General features: G+C 59.6%; 18 protein-coding genes, 2 tRNA genes and 1 pseudogene. 5 read left to right on the top strand and 16 right to left on the bottom strand.

The window, feature by feature from the left end; translation table 11 throughout:
• The 4 genes from L9Z73_RS10125 to L9Z73_RS10110 form a co-directional block, all read right to left on the bottom strand.
• The coding region (locus tag L9Z73_RS10125; protein WP_247399634.1) for a transglutaminase family protein at positions 1-1,803 on the bottom strand (1,803 nt) is incomplete at its 3' end.
• 202 nt (positions 1,804-2,005) lie between these two features.
• Positions 2,006-2,500, bottom strand: coding sequence for a hypothetical protein (locus tag L9Z73_RS10120; protein ID WP_247399632.1), 495 nt, complete (start codon positions 2,498-2,500; stop codon positions 2,006-2,008).
• Positions 2,501-2,503: 3 nt separating this feature from the next.
• Entirely contained in the window at positions 2,504-2,983 is a 480-nt protein-coding gene (locus tag L9Z73_RS10115; RefSeq protein WP_247399630.1) for a hypothetical protein, read from the bottom strand.
• The gene (locus L9Z73_RS10110) at positions 2,980-3,894 is read right to left on the bottom strand and encodes an NAD synthetase (protein WP_247399629.1); all 915 of its coding nucleotides are present in this window, start codon (positions 3,892-3,894) and stop codon (positions 2,980-2,982) included. The genes L9Z73_RS10115 and L9Z73_RS10110 overlap by 4 nt, the downstream gene beginning before the upstream one ends.
• 187 nt (positions 3,895-4,081) lie before the next feature.
• On the opposite strand from L9Z73_RS10110, the gene L9Z73_RS10105 reads away from it, so the two are divergent.
• On the top strand, positions 4,082-4,570 hold the full coding sequence (locus tag L9Z73_RS10105; RefSeq protein ID WP_247399627.1) for an Hcp family type VI secretion system effector: 489 nt from the start codon (positions 4,082-4,084) through the stop codon (positions 4,568-4,570).
• Between the two features lie 15 nt (positions 4,571-4,585).
• Here L9Z73_RS10105 and L9Z73_RS10100 read toward each other — a convergent pair whose 3' ends face one another.
• The 10 genes from L9Z73_RS10100 to rnr all read right to left on the bottom strand — a co-directional run bounded on the left by L9Z73_RS10100 (position 4,586) and on the right by rnr (position 15,853).
• Complete coding sequence (locus L9Z73_RS10100) at positions 4,586-5,026, bottom strand: hypothetical protein (RefSeq protein WP_247399625.1); 441 nt, start codon at positions 5,024-5,026, stop codon at positions 4,586-4,588.
• Positions 5,026-5,952, bottom strand: coding sequence for an NAD synthetase (locus L9Z73_RS10095; RefSeq protein ID WP_247399623.1), 927 nt, complete (start codon positions 5,950-5,952; stop codon positions 5,026-5,028). Before L9Z73_RS10095 ends, L9Z73_RS10100 begins: the two co-directional genes overlap by 1 nt.
• A 221-nt stretch (positions 5,953-6,173) precedes the next feature.
• Entirely contained in the window at positions 6,174-8,477 is a 2,304-nt protein-coding gene (locus L9Z73_RS10090; RefSeq protein WP_247399621.1) for a YgiQ family radical SAM protein, read from the bottom strand.
• A 98-nt stretch (positions 8,478-8,575) separates the two neighbouring features.
• Complete coding sequence (gene dnaB, locus L9Z73_RS10085) at positions 8,576-9,970, bottom strand: replicative DNA helicase (RefSeq protein WP_247399619.1); 1,395 nt, start codon at positions 9,968-9,970, stop codon at positions 8,576-8,578.
• 111 nt (positions 9,971-10,081) lie between these two features.
• Complete coding sequence (gene rplI / locus L9Z73_RS10080) at positions 10,082-10,528, bottom strand: 50S ribosomal protein L9 (protein ID WP_247399617.1); 447 nt, start codon at positions 10,526-10,528, stop codon at positions 10,082-10,084.
• A gap of 18 nt (positions 10,529-10,546) precedes the next feature.
• Positions 10,547-11,437: a hypothetical protein gene (locus L9Z73_RS10075; protein WP_247399615.1), complete on the bottom strand. Its 891-nt coding sequence runs from the start codon at positions 11,435-11,437 to the stop codon at positions 10,547-10,549.
• A 36-nt stretch (positions 11,438-11,473) separates the two neighbouring features.
• A complete protein-coding gene (rpsR, locus tag L9Z73_RS10070; protein WP_002551829.1) occupies positions 11,474-11,704 on the bottom strand; it encodes a 30S ribosomal protein S18 in 231 nt (76 codons plus the stop codon).
• A 28-nt stretch (positions 11,705-11,732) separates the two neighbouring features.
• Positions 11,733-12,155, bottom strand: coding sequence for a 30S ribosomal protein S6 (gene rpsF / locus L9Z73_RS10065; RefSeq protein ID WP_226505553.1), 423 nt, complete (start codon positions 12,153-12,155; stop codon positions 11,733-11,735).
• A gap of 309 nt (positions 12,156-12,464) precedes the next feature.
• The gene (gene rlmB / locus L9Z73_RS10060) at positions 12,465-13,220 is read right to left on the bottom strand and encodes a 23S rRNA (guanosine(2251)-2'-O)-methyltransferase RlmB (RefSeq protein ID WP_247399613.1); all 756 of its coding nucleotides are present in this window, start codon (positions 13,218-13,220) and stop codon (positions 12,465-12,467) included.
• Complete coding sequence (gene rnr, locus L9Z73_RS10055; protein WP_247399611.1) at positions 13,217-15,853, bottom strand: ribonuclease R; 2,637 nt, start codon at positions 15,851-15,853, stop codon at positions 13,217-13,219. Before rnr ends, rlmB begins: the two co-directional genes overlap by 4 nt.
• Before the next feature lie 224 nt (positions 15,854-16,077).
• On the opposite strand from rnr, the gene L9Z73_RS10050 reads away from it, so the two are divergent.
• Positions 16,078-16,164: transfer RNA gene (locus L9Z73_RS10050), tRNA-Leu, on the top strand.
• Positions 16,165-16,173: 9 nt separating this feature from the next.
• Here the strand turns inward: L9Z73_RS10050 and L9Z73_RS10045 are convergent.
• On the bottom strand, positions 16,174-16,368 hold the full coding sequence (locus L9Z73_RS10045; RefSeq protein ID WP_247399609.1) for a hypothetical protein: 195 nt from the start codon (positions 16,366-16,368) through the stop codon (positions 16,174-16,176).
• Here L9Z73_RS10045 and L9Z73_RS10040 point away from each other — a divergent pair.
• The 3 genes from L9Z73_RS10040 to L9Z73_RS10030 all read left to right on the top strand — a co-directional run bounded on the left by L9Z73_RS10040 (position 16,343) and on the right by L9Z73_RS10030 (position 19,164).
• Positions 16,343-16,429: transfer RNA gene (locus L9Z73_RS10040), tRNA-Leu, on the top strand. The two genes, L9Z73_RS10045 and L9Z73_RS10040, sit on opposite strands and share 26 nt — an antisense overlap.
• A gap of 144 nt (positions 16,430-16,573) precedes the next feature.
• On the top strand, positions 16,574-17,599 hold the full coding sequence (locus L9Z73_RS10035) for an iron ABC transporter substrate-binding protein (protein ID WP_247399607.1): 1,026 nt from the start codon (positions 16,574-16,576) through the stop codon (positions 17,597-17,599).
• Positions 17,599-19,164, top strand: a complete 1,566-nt coding sequence (locus L9Z73_RS10030; RefSeq protein WP_247399605.1) for an ABC transporter permease — start codon at positions 17,599-17,601, stop codon at positions 19,162-19,164. Before L9Z73_RS10035 ends, L9Z73_RS10030 begins: the two co-directional genes overlap by 1 nt.
• Positions 19,165-19,272: 108 nt before the next feature.
• On the opposite strand, the pseudogene L9Z73_RS10025 reads toward L9Z73_RS10030, so the two are convergent.
• Positions 19,273-19,604 (bottom strand): annotated as a pseudogene (locus L9Z73_RS10025) (methyl-accepting chemotaxis protein); the annotation flags it as partial.

The following is a 19,604-nucleotide window of genomic DNA, read 5'->3' as shown; positions in this document are numbered from 1 at the left end:
CAGTTGATCGCCGGCAGCGTTTTCCAGGTAGCCGTCGGCAGTCAGGGTCAGTTGGCCGTTGCGCGAGTACACGGTTTGCGTGCCGTCGGAGAAGGTGAAGAAGCCGTCACCGTTGATCGCCAGGTCCGGCAAGTCCTGGTTGGGGTCGGTCGGATGGACAAACGGGTATTCCGCCGCCGTCACCCAAGGCTGCGAGGCCAGCGGCAGGCGATAACCCAGCGGCGAATCCCCCGGCACCAGTCGGCAATGGTTGTCGCGCAGGTACCAGCGCCCACTCTGCCAGCGGTCATTGGCGGCGGTGCGCGCCAGTGGCAGCACCTGGCCGATGACTTTATCCAGGCCCTGGCTGAACACTTTGCGCAGGCGCTCGCGCTCCAGCTCATCGCTCAGACGCGGGTCGAGGGCGGTAACGTTTTGCGGCAGCGCGCCTTCGCGCCACAGGTAGTAGAAGTTGTCCTCAAAGGCCGGGAACACAAACCGCGCCGGCAGCTTCAGGCGCTCGGCAACGCTGGCCAGGAAACGCCCGGCCAGCACGCCATCGGCGGCGTAATCCTGTTGTTCGTCGGCGATCAGCGCGCTGTTGTGCCAGATCGGCTCGCCGTCGCGGCGCCAGTAACAGTTGAGCGACCAGCGCGGCAGTTGCTCGCCGGGGTACCACTTGCCCTGGCCGAAATGCACCAGGCCTTTGGGCGCGTAGTGTTTGCGCATGCGCTGGAACAGCTCGGCCGACAGGCGACGCTTGTCCGGCCCCAGGGCAGCGGTGTTCCACTCGGCGCCGTCGGGGTCGTCGATGGAGACGAAGGTCGGCTCGCCGCCCATGGTCAGGCGCACGTCGTCCGCCAGCAGGTCGCCATCGATCTGCCGACCCAGTGCCTGGATCGCCAGCCATTGTTCTTCGCTGTAGGGCTTGGTCACCCGTGGCGCTTCCCAGATGCGCTCTACCGACATCTCGTGGGTGAATTCGCACTCGCACGGCTCCACCAGGCCACTGATCGGCGCGGCAGACGATGGATCGGGACTACAGGCCAACGGAATATGGCCTTCACCGGCGAACAACCCGGAGGTGGCATCCAGGCCGATCCAGCCGGCGCCGGGCAAATACACTTCGCACCAAGCGTGCAGGTCGGTGAAATCCACCTCGGTGCCGGACGGGCCATCGAGGGCTTTGACGTCGGCGGTGAGTTGGATCAGATAACCGGAGACAAACCGCGCCGCCAGCCCCAGGTTGCGCAGCAATTGCACCAGCAGCCAGGCTGAATCGCGGCACGAGCCGGAGGCGTTTTCCAGGGTGAATTCCGGGGTCTGCACGCCGGGTTCCATGCGGATCAGGTAGCCGATATCGGCGGCCAGGCGCTGGTTGAGGCCCACCAGAAAATCCACGGCCGGCAGCGGCGTGCGGTCGATACCCGCCAGGTAAGCGGCGAACTTCGGCGTCAGCGGCAAGGTTTCCAGGTACGGCGCCAACTCGCGCTGCTCGTCGGCGGCGTAACGGAACGGGATTTTTTCCGCGTAGGGCTCGAGGAAAAAGTCGAACGGGTTGAACACCGCCATCTCGGCGACCAGGTCGACTTCGATACGCAGTTCGTCAGTCTTTTCCGGGAACACCAGGCGCGCCAGGTAATTGCCCTGGGGGTCCTGCTGCCAATTGATGAAATGCTGCTCGGGCAGCACTTTCAGTGCGTAGGACAAAATCCGTGTGCGGCTATGGGCCGCCGGGCGCAAACGCACGATCTGTGGGCCGAGTTCAACAGCGCGGTCGTAGCGGTAATGCGTAACGTGGTGCAACGCGACATGAATCGACACGGCGGCCTCCTGCGAGCCAGGGCATGAACACAACGCGCGCAAGACTTATGCCAGAGCGGCGGTCATTGCGCTTTATCGTAAGACCCGGTGCAGTACAGCACCAAAACGGCGCCAACGTTGGTGCGATGGTGCAAGAGCTGCACATATTTGTGGCAGGGAGTGGGTGGGGTGGTATCGGTTTGGTGGGGGGCTGGGTGGGGAATCACCTCGGTTTTTTTATTCTGATTATTGCGCGCTCGTGTTTACGCCGCTTTTCAATGGCCACCATTACCTTCCCGCGCATATGGCGAAGTTCTACGCATTTGGCACGCATTTCTCGATGGCGTTTGCTGCGAAGTAGCAGCAGGCCGAGTACCGGCCAAAAGAAGCATTCAGCGTAAATGAATGGGTTCGGTGAAAAATGAAAGCCTGGCACAGCAACCAACAGGCAGACGATGAAAAGGCCATACATGCCCCAGACCCACTTAGGTCGCCCGTAGGCGATCATAAAATTGCAGAGCGTGATAAAGAGAGCTAACACCCTCCCGATATTTTCAGCAGCAGCATTCGTTAACGATGGGAAATAATAGTTTTCCACCAGCACGACAAGAGTAGCAGTGCCGAAAAGACTCGAAAAAATTACGCCGATAAACACAGGAAAGTAGCGCAAAAGAAAAGGGCGTATCGGTATGAGAGGTTTCCGTCCGAGAAGTCTCACTCACTACCTCGATTTCTTTATTCTGATTATTGCGCGCTCGTGTTTACGCCGCTTTTCAATGGCCACCAACACTTCCCCGCGCATACGGCGAAGTTCTACGCATTTGGCACGCATTTCCCGGTGGCGTTTGCTGCGAAGCAGCAGCAGGCCGAGTACCGGCCAAAAGAAGCATTCAGCGTAAATGAATGGGCTCGGCGAAAAATGAAAACCTGGCACCGCAACCAACAGGCAGGCGATGAAAAGGCCATACATGCCCCAGACCCACTTAGGGCGCCCGTAGGCGATCATGAAATTGCAGTGGGCGATAAACCAGGCCAAGACCACGCATGCACTTTCAGCAGCAGCGTTCGATAACGATGGTAAATAATAGTTTTCCACCAACCCAACAACAGCAGTACCGCCGAAAAACCCAGAAAAAATTACGCCGATAAACACGGGAAAATTACGGATCAGAAAAGGGCGAAGTGGGACAAGAAACCTCATTCTGGCAACTCCTCGTAAAGCCCTACAGCAATGGTTCGGATGTTCCCTGACCGCACGCTGCCAGCAACGCTCGATACGGCGCCAAGGGCATCAAGCACCTGCACGATGGTCCCACGTCTTACTTCGGCCGAGGTGTAGCGCTTTGGCATCTCTCTAGCCATTTGTTTCAGCTTGATCATTTTCCGGGTCATTTCCGGATGGTTGATACTCAGTAATTCCTTTGTGAGCTTTACCCGCTCCTGCCGACTCAGTCCTTTGAGTACCTGATGTGTGCTTTTCCCAGTCGCCTTTTTGATCATGCTGACGAATCGAATCGTCGACATCGCTGCGCTACCAGCACCTAACAACGAAGCCGTATCCAATCCGGCCGTTACGGCTTGGTACCACTGATTGTCATCCAGAGCGTCATTGCGGGCAGGGTCATTCATTTCATTTCGAGTCCGGCGAATGCCAATCACGCATTGAACCGAACTGGCTATCGCTGACGTATAGCCAATTACAGCAACCACACCAGTCGCCCCAAAGGTAAAAGGACTCAACGCCGAGCCCCCCAGTATCACCAACCAACTAATCACTGCCGAAGTACACGCCAAAGCTGTATTCATGGCCTCAAACGCCACCTGCGAGTCTCGCGGTTCATTCGCCAGTTGCCGAGCGAACTCCACCCGCCCGACATAGCTGGGCGCCTCGCGCAAAATCACATTCTTCGGCGCGATACTGCAAATCGGCTGAAATTCACGCAGCACAACCATCCGTAGCTGCGCGTCGAGGTACACCACGCCGGCACCGACGATGGCCGGATCAGCATCAATCGCCGCAAATAACTTGCGCAGATCAATGCTGTTTTCCAACCACTGCCGCGTCATGTAATTGGAACTGAGGAAACCGTCTCTGAATACGCTGGAAGTCATCCCTTTACTCCTGAGGTTCACAAGAGCGCAGAGGGTAAAGACTGCCTCCCCCCGAAAAATGTCAGAAGTTTCGCTTTATCCGGACAGATACTTCCTGATCGTGATGCAGCACCTTGTAAGCCATATCCCGAATAAGAAAAAGTACGCCCCGCGCCACTTCCGGCGCACACCAAAACAGGGAGCGACAATGGCAACTGACATGTTTTTGAAGTTGGGGGACATCAAGGGCGAGTCCAAAGACCAGGCCCATCGCGACGAAATCGAGATCAGCCGATGGGGCTGGGGCATGTCCCAGACCGGTTCCATGCATACCGGTAGCGGCGGTGGTGCCGGCAAGGTCAATATCGAAAACCTGTCCATCTCCAAGGTCATGGACAAGTCTTCACCCAACCTGATGATGGCCTGCTCCACCGGCAAGCATTACCCGGAGGCGCGGTTGGTGGTGCGCAAGGCCGGTGGCAGCAATGCCGTGGAGTATCTGGTGATCACGCTGAAGGAAGTCATGGTCACGTCCTACCAAACCGACGCGGTGACCAGCAGCGATGTGCTGACTGAGGTGATAGCCCTGAACTTCGCCACGGTCGAAGTCAGCTACCAGCCGCAGAAGTCCGACGGTGGCAAAGACGGCGGCGCGGTCAAGTACGGCTGGAACATTCGCCAAAACGTCAAAGTCTGAAACCGTGTGCCGAGGCTACAGCCCTGCCTTGGCCGCCTCCCGCAACCGCCGCACTTCGACCAACTTGCTCACCATCGACCGATAACCCTTACTGTTGATCAGCAGCAACCCGAGCAATGGCCAGAATAGGCTTTCACTGTAGATAAACCAGTGCGGCCGGTAGTGCAGCGTCGGCAGGACCACCAGCAGGCACGTCGTAAAAAACGCTACCATCCCCCACACCGCCCAGGCTCGACCGCGCACCACCAAAAAGTTGCTGTTGGCCACGAACAGTGCAGCCGCTATCACCACGAACCAGGACACGCTGGCATTGGTGGCCATGGGCACGTCGGCGAAATAGGTGCTGGCCACCAGGGAAATCGCCGCAGAACCGCCGAGACAACCGGCGAGAATCACCCCTATAAACGCGGGAAAATGTTCCAGCAAAAACGGTTTCAACGACGGAACACCACTCATCACTCGGCCTCTTCGTACAAGCCAATCGCGAAGGTCTTGGCCTGTTTGTAGTTATCCGAACGCTTCAAGCCCCAGACGCTCAGCCCCGCACTGAAGGCATCGCCCAATTGGACGTAGGTGGCGTGCTTGAGCTGGGTCGGCGTAAAGCGTTTAGGCAACTCGCCGCTCAGTTGCAGCAGCTTGCGCATCTTGTTCGACATTTGCGGGTCGGCCACTTTCAGCAGTTCTTTGGTGAGTTTCTCCCGCTCCTGCCCGCTCAGACCTTTCAGCACCTGACGCATGCTTTTGCCTGTGGCCGCACGAGCGACGTTGACCAGCTTGACTGTCGTCAACGCCGATGCGCCGACGCCGACCAAGGCGGCACCGTCGAGAATCTTGGTCGCCGCTTGGTACCACTCTTCGTTATCCAGGTAATCGTTCATCGCCGGGTTGACGATTTCGTTGCGTGTACGGAACCCACCGACCAGGCACGACACGGTGCTGGCCGAGGCGGCGGTATAGCCGATGGCCGTCACGACCGTGCTGGCTCCGGCGGTAAACGGGATGGCGATGGTACCGCTCAACACCACCAGCCAGCCAATGACCGCGCCGCCGCAGGACAAAGTGGTGTTGAAGGCTTCACTCACCAATCGCGATTCGCGCGGGTTGTTCAGCACTTGGTCGGCGAACTGTGCCGGGGCGATGTATTTCTGCGCTTCGCGCACAATGATGCGCTTGGGTCGAATGCTGCAGATCGGCTTGAACTCGCGCAGGGTCACGACGTTGAAGTCGGCGTCGATATACACCACGCCCGCGCCGACGATGCCAGGGTCGGCGTCGATGATGGCAAACAACCGGGGCAGGTTGACTTCACTCTCGATGCGCTGGCGCGCCATGAACTGCGAGCGGTTGGAGTCCATGCCGATGTTGAGCAGGGGGTTGCTCATGGGGGGGGTGTTCTTCCTTGAAAAATTGGGGATAGGACTGACGCTATCGGGGGCAAGCCCCCTCCCACATTTTGAATGTATTCACACATCTAATGTGGGAGGGGCGGTGCGACTTGCTTCCGATGGCGATTTAATGGGCGCCACCTTAACAAACAGGCTACCCACCGGCTAGAAAGCAAAACGCCAGCACGAGGCTGGCGTTTGGCATATTCAGGCTGCGATCAACGCGGCACCACCGGCTTGCGGGCTGGCTTGCCGCCCTTACCCTTGGCCGCATCAGCGCGTTCCTTGGCGGCCTGTTTGTTGCGCACCATGGCCGCAGCCTTGGCTTGTTCGCGCTTGTCCCACGGGTTGCTGCCGTCGCTGCCACGGGGCGGCAGGCCGGTGTGTTGGGTGAGGATCTTGGTGGTGGTTTCCTTGGCGACCTTGTGGCTGCCGGCCGGCGTCGAGTTTTTGCGACGCGCACTCTGGTAGCTGTCGGTGGCCGGCTGGTGTAACGGGATCAGTTGATCCTTGCCCGGCCCGATCAGGTCGGCGCGGCCCATGCGGGTCAGCGCTTCACGCAGCATCGGCCAGCCTTTCGGGTCGTGGTAGCGCAGGAACGCCTTGTGCAGGCGGCGCTGTTCTTCGCTCTTGACGATGGTCACCGATTCGCTTTTGTAGCTGACCTTGCGCAGCGGGTTCTTGCCCGAGTGGTACATCGCGGTGGCGGTGGCCATCGGCGAAGGGTAGAACGCCTGCACTTGGTCGGCGCGGAAGCCGTTGCCCTTGAGCCACAGGGCCAGGTTCATCATGTCTTCATCGGTGGTGCCGGGGTGGGCGGCGATGAAGTACGGGATCAGGTACTGTTCCTTGCCCGCTTCCTTGGTGTACTTCTCGAACATGCGCTTGAACTTGTCATAGCTGCCAATGCCCGGCTTCATCATCTGGTTGAGCGGACCTTCCTCGGTGTGTTCCGGGGCGATCTTCAGGTAACCACCGACGTGGTGGGTGACCAGCTCCTTCACATACTCCGGCGACTCAACGGCCAGGTCGTAGCGCAGGCCGGAAGCGATCAGGATTTTCTTCACACCCGGCAACGCACGGGCGCTGCGGTACAGCTGGATCAGCGACGAGTGGTCGGTGTTCAGGTTCGGGCAGATGCCAGGGAACACGCACGACGGCTTGCGGCACGCGGATTCGATTTCCGGGCTCTTGCACGCGATGCGGTACATGTTCGCGGTCGGGCCGCCGAGGTCGGAAATCACGCCAGTGAAGCCCGGGACCTTGTCGCGGATTTCTTCGATTTCGCGAATGATCGACTCTTCGGAGCGGTTCTGGATGATCCGGCCTTCGTGCTCGGTGATCGAGCAGAAGGTGCAGCCGCCGAAACAGCCACGCATGATGTTCACCGAGAAACGGATCATGTCGTAGGCCGGGATTTTTTCCTTGCCATACACCGGGTGCGGGACACGCGCGTAAGGCATGCCAAACACGTAGTCCATTTCTTCGGTGGTCATCGGAATGGGCGGCGGGTTGAACCACACGTCCACTTCACCGTGCTTCTGCACCAGGGCGCGGGCGTTGCCCGGGTTGGTTTCCAGGTGCAACACGCGGTTGGCGTGGGCATAGAGCACGGCGTCGCCACGGACTTTTTCTACCGATGGCAGGCGGATCACGGTCTTGTCGCGGGTCATGCGCGGGCTGGCCAATATCTGCACGACCTTGGCTTCTTCCGGGTCATCGACCGGACCCTTTTCCTGCTCGATGGCGCAGGCCTGGGTGTCCTGGGTGTTCACATAGGGGTTGATGATTTTGTCGACCTTGCCCGGCCGGTCGATACGCGTGGAGTCCACTTCGTACCAGCCCGCCGGCGTATCACGGCGAATGAACGCGGTGCCGCGCACATCGGTGATGTCTTCGATCTTGTGGCCCCACGACAGGCGCTGGGCCACCTCGACGATGGCCCGCTCGGCGTTGCCGTACAGCAGGATGTCGGCGGTGGCGTCGATCAGGATCGAGTTGCGCACCCGGTCCTGCCAGTAGTCGTAGTGGGCGATGCGGCGCAGGGACGCTTCGATACCACCGAGAACAATCGGCACGTTCTTGTAGGCTTCCTTGCACCGCTGGCTGTACACCAGGCTCGCGCGGTCCGGGCGTTTGCCGGCCATGCCGCCAGGGGTGTAGGCGTCGTCGGAGCGGATTTTCTTGTCGGCGGTGTAGCGGTTGATCATCGAGTCCATGTTGCCGGCCGCGACGCCGAAGAACAGGTTCGGCTCGCCGAGCTTCATGAAGTCGTCTTTGGACTGCCAGTTGGGCTGGGCAATGATCCCGACGCGGAAGCCCTGGGACTCCAGCAGCCGGCCGATGATTGCCATGCCGAACGACGGATGGTCAACGTAGGCATCACCGGTGACGATGATGATGTCGCAGGAATCCCAGCCAAGCTGATCCATCTCCTCCCTGCTCATCGGCAGGAATGGCGCAGGACCGAAACATTCGGCCCAATACTTGGGATAGTCAAATAACGGCTTGGCTGTTTGCATGACGGTGACCGGTGTTGAGATGAAAAATCGCGGGCGCGGAATATAGCACAAATTTTAACCAATTCCGACCTTTGCAGTAGGAATTAGAAAAGGCGCTTTTACTCGTCGTCGAAGTTATAGCTGCCCGGCGCAAGGTTTTCGAAACGGGTGTATTTGCCGATAAAGGCCAGGCGCGTGGTGCCGATGGGGCCGTTACGCTGCTTACCGATGATGATTTCAGCGATGCCCTTATGCTCGGTTTCCGGGTGATAGACCTCATCGCGGTAAACGAACATGATCACGTCAGCATCCTGCTCGATCGCTCCGGATTCCCGCAAGTCGGAGTTGATCGGGCGCTTGTTCGGCCGTTGCTCCAGGGAACGGTTGAGCTGCGACAGGGCAACCACCGGGCAGTTGAATTCCTTGGCCAAGGCTTTCAACGAGCGGGAAATCTCGGAAATCTCGTTGGTACGGCTGTCGCCACTGGAGCCCGGGATCTGCATCAACTGCAGGTAGTCGATCATGATCAGGGCGATATCGCCGTGCTCACGCACCAGGCGGCGGGTACGTGCGCGCATTTCCGAGGGGCTGATACCTGCGGTGTCATCGATAAACAGCTTGCGGTCGTTGAGCAGGTTGACGGCCGAGGTCAGGCGCGGCCAATCGTCGTCTTCCAGACGACCGGCACGCACCTTGGTCTGGTCGATACGCCCCAGGGACGACAACATCCGCATGATCAGCGATTCACCTGGCATCTCCAGTGAGTAGACCAGCACGGCCTTGTCGCTGCGCAGTACGGCGTTCTCCACCAGGTTCATCGCAAAGGTGGTTTTACCCATGGACGGACGGCCGGCGACGATGATCAGGTCAGACGGTTGCAGGCCGCTGGTCATGCCATCGAGGTCGGTGTAGCCGGTGGACAGGCCGGTGATGGCGTTGTCGGTGTTGAACAGGGTATCGATCCGGTCGATTGCCTTGGTCAACAGGTCGTTGACGCTGACCGGGCCGCCGGTTTTCGGGCGGGCTTCGGCGATCTGGAAAATCTGCCGTTCGGCTTCGTCGAGAATCTCTTCAGCGGTGCGGCCTTCCGGGTTGAAGGCACTGTCGGCGATCTCTGTGGCAATACCGATCAATTGCCGCAGCGTGGCCCGCGCACGGACGATCTGCGCATAGGCCTTGATGTTGGCAACCGACGGCGTGTTTTTCGCCAGCTCGCCCAGGTAGCCCAGGCCGCCGACTTGTGAAGTATGGCCTTCCTTGTCCAGTTGCTCGGCCAGCGTCACCACGTCGATCGGTGAGTTCTGGTCGGCCAGCCGGGCAATGGCGCGGAAGATCAAGCGGTGGTCATGCCGATAGAAATCACCGTCCGAGACTTGATCCAGCACGCGTTCCCAGGCGTTGTTGTCCAGCATCAAGCCACCGAGCACGGCCTGTTCGGCCTCGATGGAATGCGGCGGCACCTTCAGGGCAGCGGTTTGCAGATCGTATTGCTCAGGAGCTGAAATATCGTTCATGGCCACTTGGAATTAGGGGGTGTGTAAAAAAACAAAAGGCACGACCTGTAAACAGGATCGTGCCCGATGTTAACCGCCTGGCACGCGAGGTGCCAGTCAGTTAGGTGTTGCTTAAGCTGCTACCACGACAACGCGTACGGTGGCTTCAACTTCAGCGTGCAGATGCACGGCTACGTCGAATTCACCTACGTTGCGGATGGTGCCGTTCGGCAGACGAACTTCGCTTTTCGCAACTTCAACGCCGGAGGCGGTCAGTGCGTCAGCGATGTCGTGGGTGCCGATCGAACCGAACAGCTTGCCTTCGTCACCGGCGGTGGCAGTGATAGTCACTTCCAGCTCAGCCAGTTGGGCAGCGCGAGTTTCGGCCGAAGCTTTTTTGTCTGCTGCTGCTTTTTCCAGGTCAGCACGACGCTCTTCAAACGCAGCCAGGTTGGCAGCGGTTGCAGCGGTGGCTTTGCCGTATGGCAGCAGGTAGTTACGACCGTAGCCGGCCTTAACGTTTACTTTGTCGCCCAGGTTGCCCAGGTTGGCGACTTTTTCCAGAAGGATCAGTTGCATGTGAAAATCCTCTAACTTTTAACCTTCACCGTTCGCGTTATCGGCGTCTTTGGACGCGAGACGACCGCGAATATCAATCAGGCTATCGACAATGGCCAAGACCACGAATAACGGACCGATCAAGTGCATGAGCGGCAAGACCGTGACGTAAAACCCCACCAGCCAGAAACTGGCCAATTTTTTCTGCGCGACCAGTCCATGCAGCAAAGACAGCCCAGCGAAGAACAGCGGCACACTGCACAGCGGCAACAGGATCAAGGCGTTCCACCCGATAAGCGGAGCAACACACATGACGGCCAGCAGTGACAGCGCAACGCGCTTGGGGATTCGGATTGCGCGAAACTCGCGTCCGAAACCACCGGGGTTATACAACAACGCCTGCCAGTAGCGCCCAAGAATCAGGCACAACACACTAAAGATCTGCAACGAAACCGCTGTCGAAATGATCATCAGTGGAACTGTCAATGAAGCGAGAACTGCTTTCTGGTCTGCCGAGAGCTTCTCGTAAGACTCACCCATCACCAGCGGCATAACGTGTTGAAACGTCTGCGCCAATGATTCGATGAAGGAACCGAATACGGTTCCCAGGCTCACCGCACATAACAATCCCACGGCCGTGCTGGCCAGCAGCACGCGATTCCAGGAGTAACCGGCGCGTAAAACCAACGCCAGACCGCAAGTCCCGAGCAGCACCAAAAGGGCCGTTGGATCTTGCAGGAAGTGCCAGCTCACCAACACTGACAACACTCCCACACCCAGGACGCTCAAGGCGTCCGAACCGCGCCGCAGCAGCACAAGGCAAACCGCGGCGGCACTCAACCAAAACAACAACGGCAACACTGCAGCTCCAGCCACTACCAGAGTGGCCTGCACACGACCGCGCATGATGAACTCAGCTAAGGCGCGCATGCATTCAATCCCTTACTACTTGTCGACTGCCCGGTCTCAGCGGCCGTGGCTGTCGGTGTAGGCCAGCAGGGCCAGGAAGCGGGCGCGCTTGATAGCGGTGGCCAGCTGACGCTGATAACGTGCTTTGGTACCGGTGATACGGCTTGGAACGATTTTGCCGGTCTCGGATACGTAGGCTTTCAGAGTGTTGAGATCTTTGTAATCGATCTCTTTCACGTCTTCAGCGGTGAAGCGGCAGAATTTACGACGACGGAAGAAACGTGCCATTTGATAGGCTCCTTAAAAGGTCCGTGGATTACTCGTCAGCGTTATCGCTGTTGTCGCTGTCATCACTATCAGCGCTTTCAGCGCCTTCGTGCTCAGGACGGTCGCGACGCTCACGGCGCTCACTGCGGTTTTCTTCAGCCTTGAGCATCTCGGATTGGCCGGTAACGGCTTCTTCGCGACGGATGACCAGGTTACGGATCACAGCATCGTTGTAGCGGAAGTTGTCTTCCAGCTCGGACAGAGCCTTGCCAGTGCATTCAACGTTCAGCATCACGTAGTGAGCCTTGTGAACATTGTTGATTGCATAGGCCAGTTGACGACGACCCCAATCTTCCAGACGGTGGATTTTGCCGCCGTCTTCTTCGATCAGCTTGGTGTAACGCTCTACCATGCCGCCGACTTGCTCGCTTTGATCCGGGTGGACCAAAAAGATGATTTCGTAATGACGCATGAATGCTCCTTACGGGTTGTAGCCTGCCGCTCAAAAACGGTCAGACAAGGAGTGAATGACACTTATGGATCTTGCCGCAGGGAGGCACATCGGTGCCTGCCAGGAAGGCAAGGGGCGCAATTGTAGAGAAGGGGGAGGACGGGCGCAAGGTGATTGGTGATTATTTGAACAATCATCCAGACACCGCAAAACAAATGTGGGAGGGGGCTTGCTCCCGATTGCGGTTTATCAGTGACACAATGTGTGACTGCCTTACCGCTATCGGGAGCAAGCACCCTCCCACATTTTGCATCTATGCCAGACTCAAAATTACTTCTTGGTCTTGGCCTTGGCGCCGCGCTGGCGTCGGGCTTCAAACAAGCACACACCCGTCGCAACCGACACATTGAGGCTACTAACGCTACCGGCCATTGGCAGGTGAACCAGATAATCACAATGCTCGCGGGTCAGGCGACGCATGCCTTTGCCTTCGGCGCCCATGATCAGGATGGTCGGGCCGGTGAGGTCCTGGTCATAAATGCTGACCTCGGCCTCCCCCGCCGTGCCCACGACCCACAGGCCGCGCTGCTGGAGTTTCTCCAGGGTGCGCGCGAGGTTGGTCACAGCGACCAGCGGAATCACTTCCGCCGCGCCGCACGCGACTTTACGCACAACCGGCGTCAACGTGGCCGACTTGTCCTTGGGCACAATCACCGCCAGCGCACCGGCAGCATCCGCCGACCGCAGGCAGGCGCCGAGGTTGTGCGGGTCAGTCACGCCGTCCAGCACCAGCAACAGCGGTGCACCTTCGGTCCGGTCGAGCAGCTCGTCGAGCATCGCCTCGCCCCATACCTGGCTCGGGCTGACATCCGCGACGACGCCTTGGTGAACGCCTTCAACCCACACGTCCATTTCGCGACGCTCGGCCTGACCGATCGCTACGCGGTTTTCGTTGGCCAACTCGACCAACGCCTGCACGCGCGGTTCGCTGCGACCTTCCGCCAGCCAAACCTGTTTGACGCGTTTAGGGTGATGACGCAGCAGTGCTTCTACGGCGTGGACGCCGTAGATTTTTTCCAGACTCATGACTTGGCCTTAGGTTTACGCGGCCCGCCGCTTTTCGCGGGAGCCGAACCCGCTTTGGGCGGGCCTTTACGATGTTTACTGGGCTTGCTCGACGGTTTTTCCGCCCCTTGGGACTTTCCCCCAGACGCCGCTTTACCACCGCTTTTGGCTTCGCTGAGCAACTGCTGCTTCAACTCACGGCTCTTGCGCAGCTCGGCGTTTTTCGCCGCTGCGTCGCTCGGGCGGTAGGCTTCAGGAGCCTTGTCCTTGGCAGCCGGACGACGACCAGCCTTCGCCGGCGCAGGCTCGGTGGCGGCAGCTTTCGCAGGAGCACCCTTGCCTTTGGTGGCCGGAGCGGCGGTTTCGCTGCCACGCTTTTTACGGCCGATCGGCGCGGCGATGGTTTTTTCGGCCATCTCGAAGTCGATCTTGCGCTCGTCCAAGTCGACGCGCATCACGCGCACTTCGACGGTGTCGCCCAAGCGGAAGCTGCGACCGGTACGCTCGCCCGCCAGGCGGTGATGCACAGGATCGAAGTGGTAGTAGTCACCCGGCAAGGCGGTGACATGCACCAAGCCCTCGACGTAGATATCGGTCAGTTCGACAAACAGACCAAAGCCGGTCACGGCCGTGATCACGCCTGGGAACGACTCGCCTACGCGGTCTTTCATGAACTCGCACTTGAGCCAGTTCACAACGTCGCGGGTGGCTTCGTCGGCACGGCGCTCGCTCATGGAGCACTGCTCGCCGAGCTGTTCCAGGGCCGCTTCGTCGTATGGATAGATCCGCGCCTTCGGAATGGTCATGGCACCGGCGCGCTTGACGTGCGGGGTGTCCTGCCTGGAGTGGATCACGCTGCGGATCGCGCGGTGCGTGAGCAAGTCCGGGTAACGCCGGATCGGCGACGTGAAGTGGGTGTACGCCTCGTAATTCAGGCCGAAGTGGCCCTGGTTGTCGGCGCTGTACACCGCCTGGCTCAGGGAACGCAGCATCACGGTCTGGATCAGGTGGAAATCCGGACGGTCCTTGATGCTGGCCAGCAGTGCCTGGTAATCCTTCGGCGACGGGCCATCCTTGCCTTTGTGCAGGGACAGGCCGAGCTCGCCGAGGAAGGCGCGCAGTTTTTCCAGACGCTCCGGCGGCGGACCATCATGCACCCGGTACAGCGCAGGAATTTCGTGCTTCTTCAGGAATTCTGCGGTGGCCACGTTGGCCGCCAGCATGCATTCCTCGATCAGCTTGTGCGCGTCGTTGCGGGTGGTCGGGGTGATCTCGGCGATCTTGCGCTCGGAACCGAAAATGATCCGGGTTTCCTGGGTCTCAAAATCGATCGCACCACGCACATGGCGTGCGCCCAGCAGCACCTTGTACAGCGCATACAGCTGCTTGAGATGCGGCACCACACCGGCGTATTCAGTACGCAAGGCCTTGGCTTCGCTGGTCTTCGGCGCTTCCAGGATGGTGCTGACCTTGTTGTAGGTCAGGCGCGCCTGGGAGTAGATCACCGCTTCGTAGAACTGGTAGTCGGTCATTTCGCCGGTTTTCGAGATGGTCATCTCGCACACCATGGCCAAACGGTCGACTTTCGGGTTCAGCGAGCACAGGCCGTTGGACAACTGCTCAGGCAGCATCGGGATCACACGCTCAGGAAAGTACACGGAGTTGCCGCGCACCTGAGCTTCGTTATCCAGCGCCGAACCGATCTTCACGTAGCTGGAGACGTCGGCAATCGCCACGTACAACTTCCAGCCACCCGAGAACAGGCGCAGCTTGCCAGGCTTGGCTTCGCAATACACCGCATCGTCGAAGTCGCGGGCGTCTTCGCCGTCGATGGTGACGAACGGCAGATGGCGCAGGTCAATGCGCTTCTCTTTGTCCTTATCTTCGACTTCCGGCTTGAGCTTGGCGGCTTCCTTGAGCACGGCGTCAGGCCACACGTGAGGAATATCGTAGGTGCGCAGCGCGACGTCGATTTCCATGCCCGGCGCCATGTAGTTGCCGACCACTTCGACGATATCGCCCTGGGGCTGGAAGCGCGGGGTTGGCCAGTGGGTGATTTTCACCTCCACGAACTGACCGACCTTGGCGGCGCCATTGCGGCCCGGGGTCACCAGCACTTCCTGCTGGACCTTCGGGTTGTCCGGAATGACGAAGCCGATGCCGCCTTCTTCGAAGTAACGCCCGACGATGGACTCATGGGCACGGGACACCACTTCGACGATCACACCTTCACGGCGGCCGCGACGGTCCAGGCCCGACACGCGCGCCAGCGCACGGTCGCCATCGAACACCAGGCGCATTTGCGCCGGGCTCATGAACAGGTCGTCGCTGCCGTCATCCGGGATCAGGAAGCCGAAGCCGTCACGGTGGCCAGCAATGCGGCCCAGGATCAGGTCGAGCTTATCCACGGGCGCATACGTGCCACGGCGGGTGTAGATCAACTGAGCATCGCGTTCCATGGCACGCAGGCGGCGGCGCAGGGCTTCGAGCTGGTCTTCGGTGGTCAGACCGAATTCTTCAACCAGCTGCTCGCGGCTAGCAGGCGAACCACGATCGGCGAGATGCGCCAGGATCAGTTCGCGGCTAGGAATAGGGTTTTCATATTTTTCCGCTTCACGAGCGGCCTCGGGATCGAGGGACTGCCAATCGGCCATTAGAGAGTTTTCACCTTGTCTATATGCGGGTTAGTTTGGCATACGCGTATTGAAACGGGAAATTTCAGGCATCAACAAGCGTTTTAAAGCACTTTGTAGCCCCAAAGACGCACCTTGCACGACCATTGGCGAAATTTTCCAGGCTTTTTTCATGGCGGGGGTTTACAGCTCAAAAGCCACTCCGTATAGTGCGCGCCATCGACGACGGCAACGTTGTTGATGCTGCCCAGGTGGTGAAATTGGTAGACACGCCAGCTTCAGGTGCTGGTGATCGCAAGGTCGTGGAAGTTCGAGTCTTCTCCTGGGCACCAATTTCAAACTCAAGGTTCACCCTTGAGTCTCCCAAAAACCCGCGAAAGCGGGTTTTTGCGTTTCAGGCCTTTGATTTTTAACGCAAATCCCGATTTATTTTTTTGAATCAGGGGTTTACAGATCAAAAAGCCCGCCGTATAGTTCGCTCCATCGACAGCGGCAACGTTGTTTGATAATGCCCAGGTGGTGAAATTGGTAGACACGCCAGCTTCAGGTGCTGGTGATCGCAAGGTCGTGGAAGTTCGAGTCTTCTCCTGGGCACCAAATTCAGATCAAACCCGCGAAAGCGGGTTTTTTCGTTTCCGACGTATGAAAACTCTCCTACCGATTTCCCCCTCGTCCGCACTTGAGAAGTTTTATCGTTTATCCTTGCAACGATTTGTTGCACTCAAGCGAGGAAACTTCCGGATGATGATCCGCGACACCCATCTCAAGACATCCCTTCTGCGCGGCCTAAGCATCACTCTACTCGGCCTGACCCTGCTCTCGCCCACCGCCTATTGCGCCGACAAGATTTCCCTGACCCTGTACAACGGCCAACACAAAGAAGTCGGCGATGACCTCGCCAAGGCCTTCGAAGCCAAGACCGGCATCCACGTCAATGTGCGCAAGGGCAGCAGCAACCAGCTGGCCAGCCAGGTCGTCGAAGAAGGCGAGCGCTCCCCGGCCGATGTGATCTACACCGAAGAATCGCCGCCACTGAACAAACTCGGCGAGCAAGGCCTGCTGGCAAAAATCGACGCCAGCACGCTCGATGTATTACCCAAGGACTATGTCGGTAGGAATGGCGACTGGATGGGCGTGACTGCACGCACCCGCGTCGTGGCGTTCAACCCGAAACTGATTGCCGAGAAAGACCTGCCCAAGTCGGTGCTGGATTTCGCCCGCCCCGAATGGCAAGGCAAGGTCGGCTTCGTCCCCACCAGCGGCGCGTTCCAGGAGCAGGCCGTGGCGATCATCAAGCTGCACGGTCGTGAAGCCGCCGAAGAATGGCTGACCGGCCTGCGCGCCTTCGGCAAGGTGTACAGCAACAACATGGTCGCCCTCAAAGCCGTGGAAAACGGCGAAGTCGCCACCGTGCTGGTGAATAACTACTACTGGTTTGCCCTGAAGAAGGAAAAAACCAACCTGGACTCGCAGTTGCACTACTTCACCAATGGCGATGCCGGCGGCCTGATCACCGTGTCTTCCGCGGCCGCGCTGAAATCCAGCAAGCACCCGAAAGAAGCCCAGCAACTGCTGGCGTTCATGACCAGTGAAGAAGGCCAGCGCGTGATCACCAACACCTCGGCCGAATACCCGCTGCGCAAGGGCATGGAGTCCAATCGCGGCCTCAAGCCGTTCAGCGAACTGCAACCACCGAAAGTCACCCCCGCCGACCTGGGCAACGCTGAAGAAGCCCTGGACATGGAACGTGACGTTGGCCTGAACTGATGAACCCATCGCTCCCCACCCCGGCCTTGCGCGGGGGTTACAGCCCGCGACGCAAGCGCCCTTCGGTCTGGCTGTTGCTGCCCGTGTTGCTTCTGGTTGGCTTGAGCCTGCTGCCGCTGGCATACGTCGGGCTCAAGGCCTGGCAAGCCGGCTGGGCGGAAGCGGTGCATCTGCTGTGGCGGCCATATGTGTTCGGGCTGCTGCGCAACACCCTGGCCCTGATGATTGGGGTGACGGTGGCGTGCGGCGTGATTGGCCTGTCCCTGGCCTGGCTGCTGGAGCGCAGCAACCTGCCGGGGCGCCGCCTCTGGGGCGTGATCCTGTGCCTGCCGTTCGCGGTGCCGGCGTTTGTCAGCAGCTTTACCTGGGTGTCGCTGAGCGCCAACTTCGAAGGGCTCGGCGGGGCGATCCTGGTGATGACCCTGTCCAAATACCCGCTGGTGTTCCTACCCGTGGCGGCGACCCTGCGCAATCTCGATCCCTCCCTTGAAGAATCTGCGCGCACCCTGGGACTGAATCGCTGGGGCGTGTTCTGGCGCATCACTTTGCCCTTGCTGTGGCCGTCACTGCTGGCCGGGGCACTGCTGATCGCGCTGCATATGCTGGTGGAGTTCGGCGCGCTGTCGATCATCGGCCTGCAGACCTTTACCACGGCGATCTACCAGCAGTTCGAACTGGAATTCAGCAATGCCAATGCCGCGATGTTGTCGGCGGTGTTGCTGGCGATGTGCCTGACGCTGCTGTGGCTGGAGTTGCGCGTGCGCGGCAAGGGTCGACATGTGCGTATCGGCCAGGGTGCGGCGCGACATGCGGAGCAGGTTCGACTAGGCAAGTGGGCGCCGCTGGGGCAATTGTATTGCCTGGCGCTGGCGATCATCGGCAGCGGCATTCCGCTGGGGATGCTCGGCTATTGGCTGGCGGTAGGCTCGTCGGCCGCGTTCCCGGTGACCGAAATTGGCGAGGCGCTGCTGTCCTCCCTGGCGCTGTCGCTGGGTGGCGCGGCACTGTGCCTGGTACTCGCGGTACCGGTGGGGTTGCTGGTGGTGCGCTATAAGGGCCATCTGGCGATTTGGGCCGAGCGCCTGCCGTACTTGCTGCACGCCCTGCCCGGCCTGGTGATTGCATTGACACTGGTGTACTTCGCCTTGCATTACGTGCCGGCGCTGTACCAGACGTCGGCACTGTTGCTGATCGCTTATGCGCTGCTGTTTTTGCCATTGGCCCAGGCGCCGATTCGCACGGCCTTGAACAAGGCCGCACCGCAACTGGAAGAGGCCGCACGCACGCTGGGTGCGTCGTCGTTCAGTGCCTTTTGCCGGGTGACCCTGCCGATTATTTTCCCGGCATTGGGTGCGGCGTTCGCGCTGGTGTTTCTCGATGCGATGAAGGAATTGACGGCGACGTTGCTACTGAGCCCGACCGGGCTGAATACCCTGGCGACGGCCGTGTGGGCGCATACCTCGAACGTGGAGTTTGCGGCGGCGGCGCCTTATGCAGCGTTGTTGATTTTGGTGTCGGGATTGCCGGTTTATTTGCTCACAACTCGGATGTATTTGAGCCGCTGAAACCGCTATCGGGGGCAAGCCCCCTCCCACAGTTGACCGAGTTCCAGCTTTGGAATGTGGTCGAATGTGGGAGGGGGCTTGCTCCCGATAGCGGCGGCACAGACAACACTAAGCCCGGAACTGCCCCAGGCTCGCCTTCAACTGCGCCGCCAAGCCATCCAGCACCTTGCCACTGGCCGTGGTTTCTACCACAGCCTGCGCGGCACGCTCGGCCTGGGCGTGAATCACCTCGACCCGCCCACGCACCGCGTGTGCGCCCTGGGCTTGATGCTCAGCCGCACGAGTGGCCAGGCCAATCGCCGCGTGCACCTGCTCCACCGAGGCCTGCACCGTCTGCTGCAAGCGCACACTGTCGCGCAGCACCAGCAAGCCCTCGTTGGCCTGGCGCCCAGCCTTGCCGATGGTTTCGACCGCCTCGCGAGCGCCCTGCTGCAACGCCA

Source organism: Pseudomonas emilianonis, from assembly GCF_023072625.1.
GTDB lineage: Bacteria > Pseudomonadota > Gammaproteobacteria > Pseudomonadales > Pseudomonadaceae > Aquipseudomonas > Aquipseudomonas paraveronii.
The sequence above is the reverse complement of the archived record's forward strand: the minus strand, read 5'-3'. Positions and strand labels throughout refer to the sequence as shown.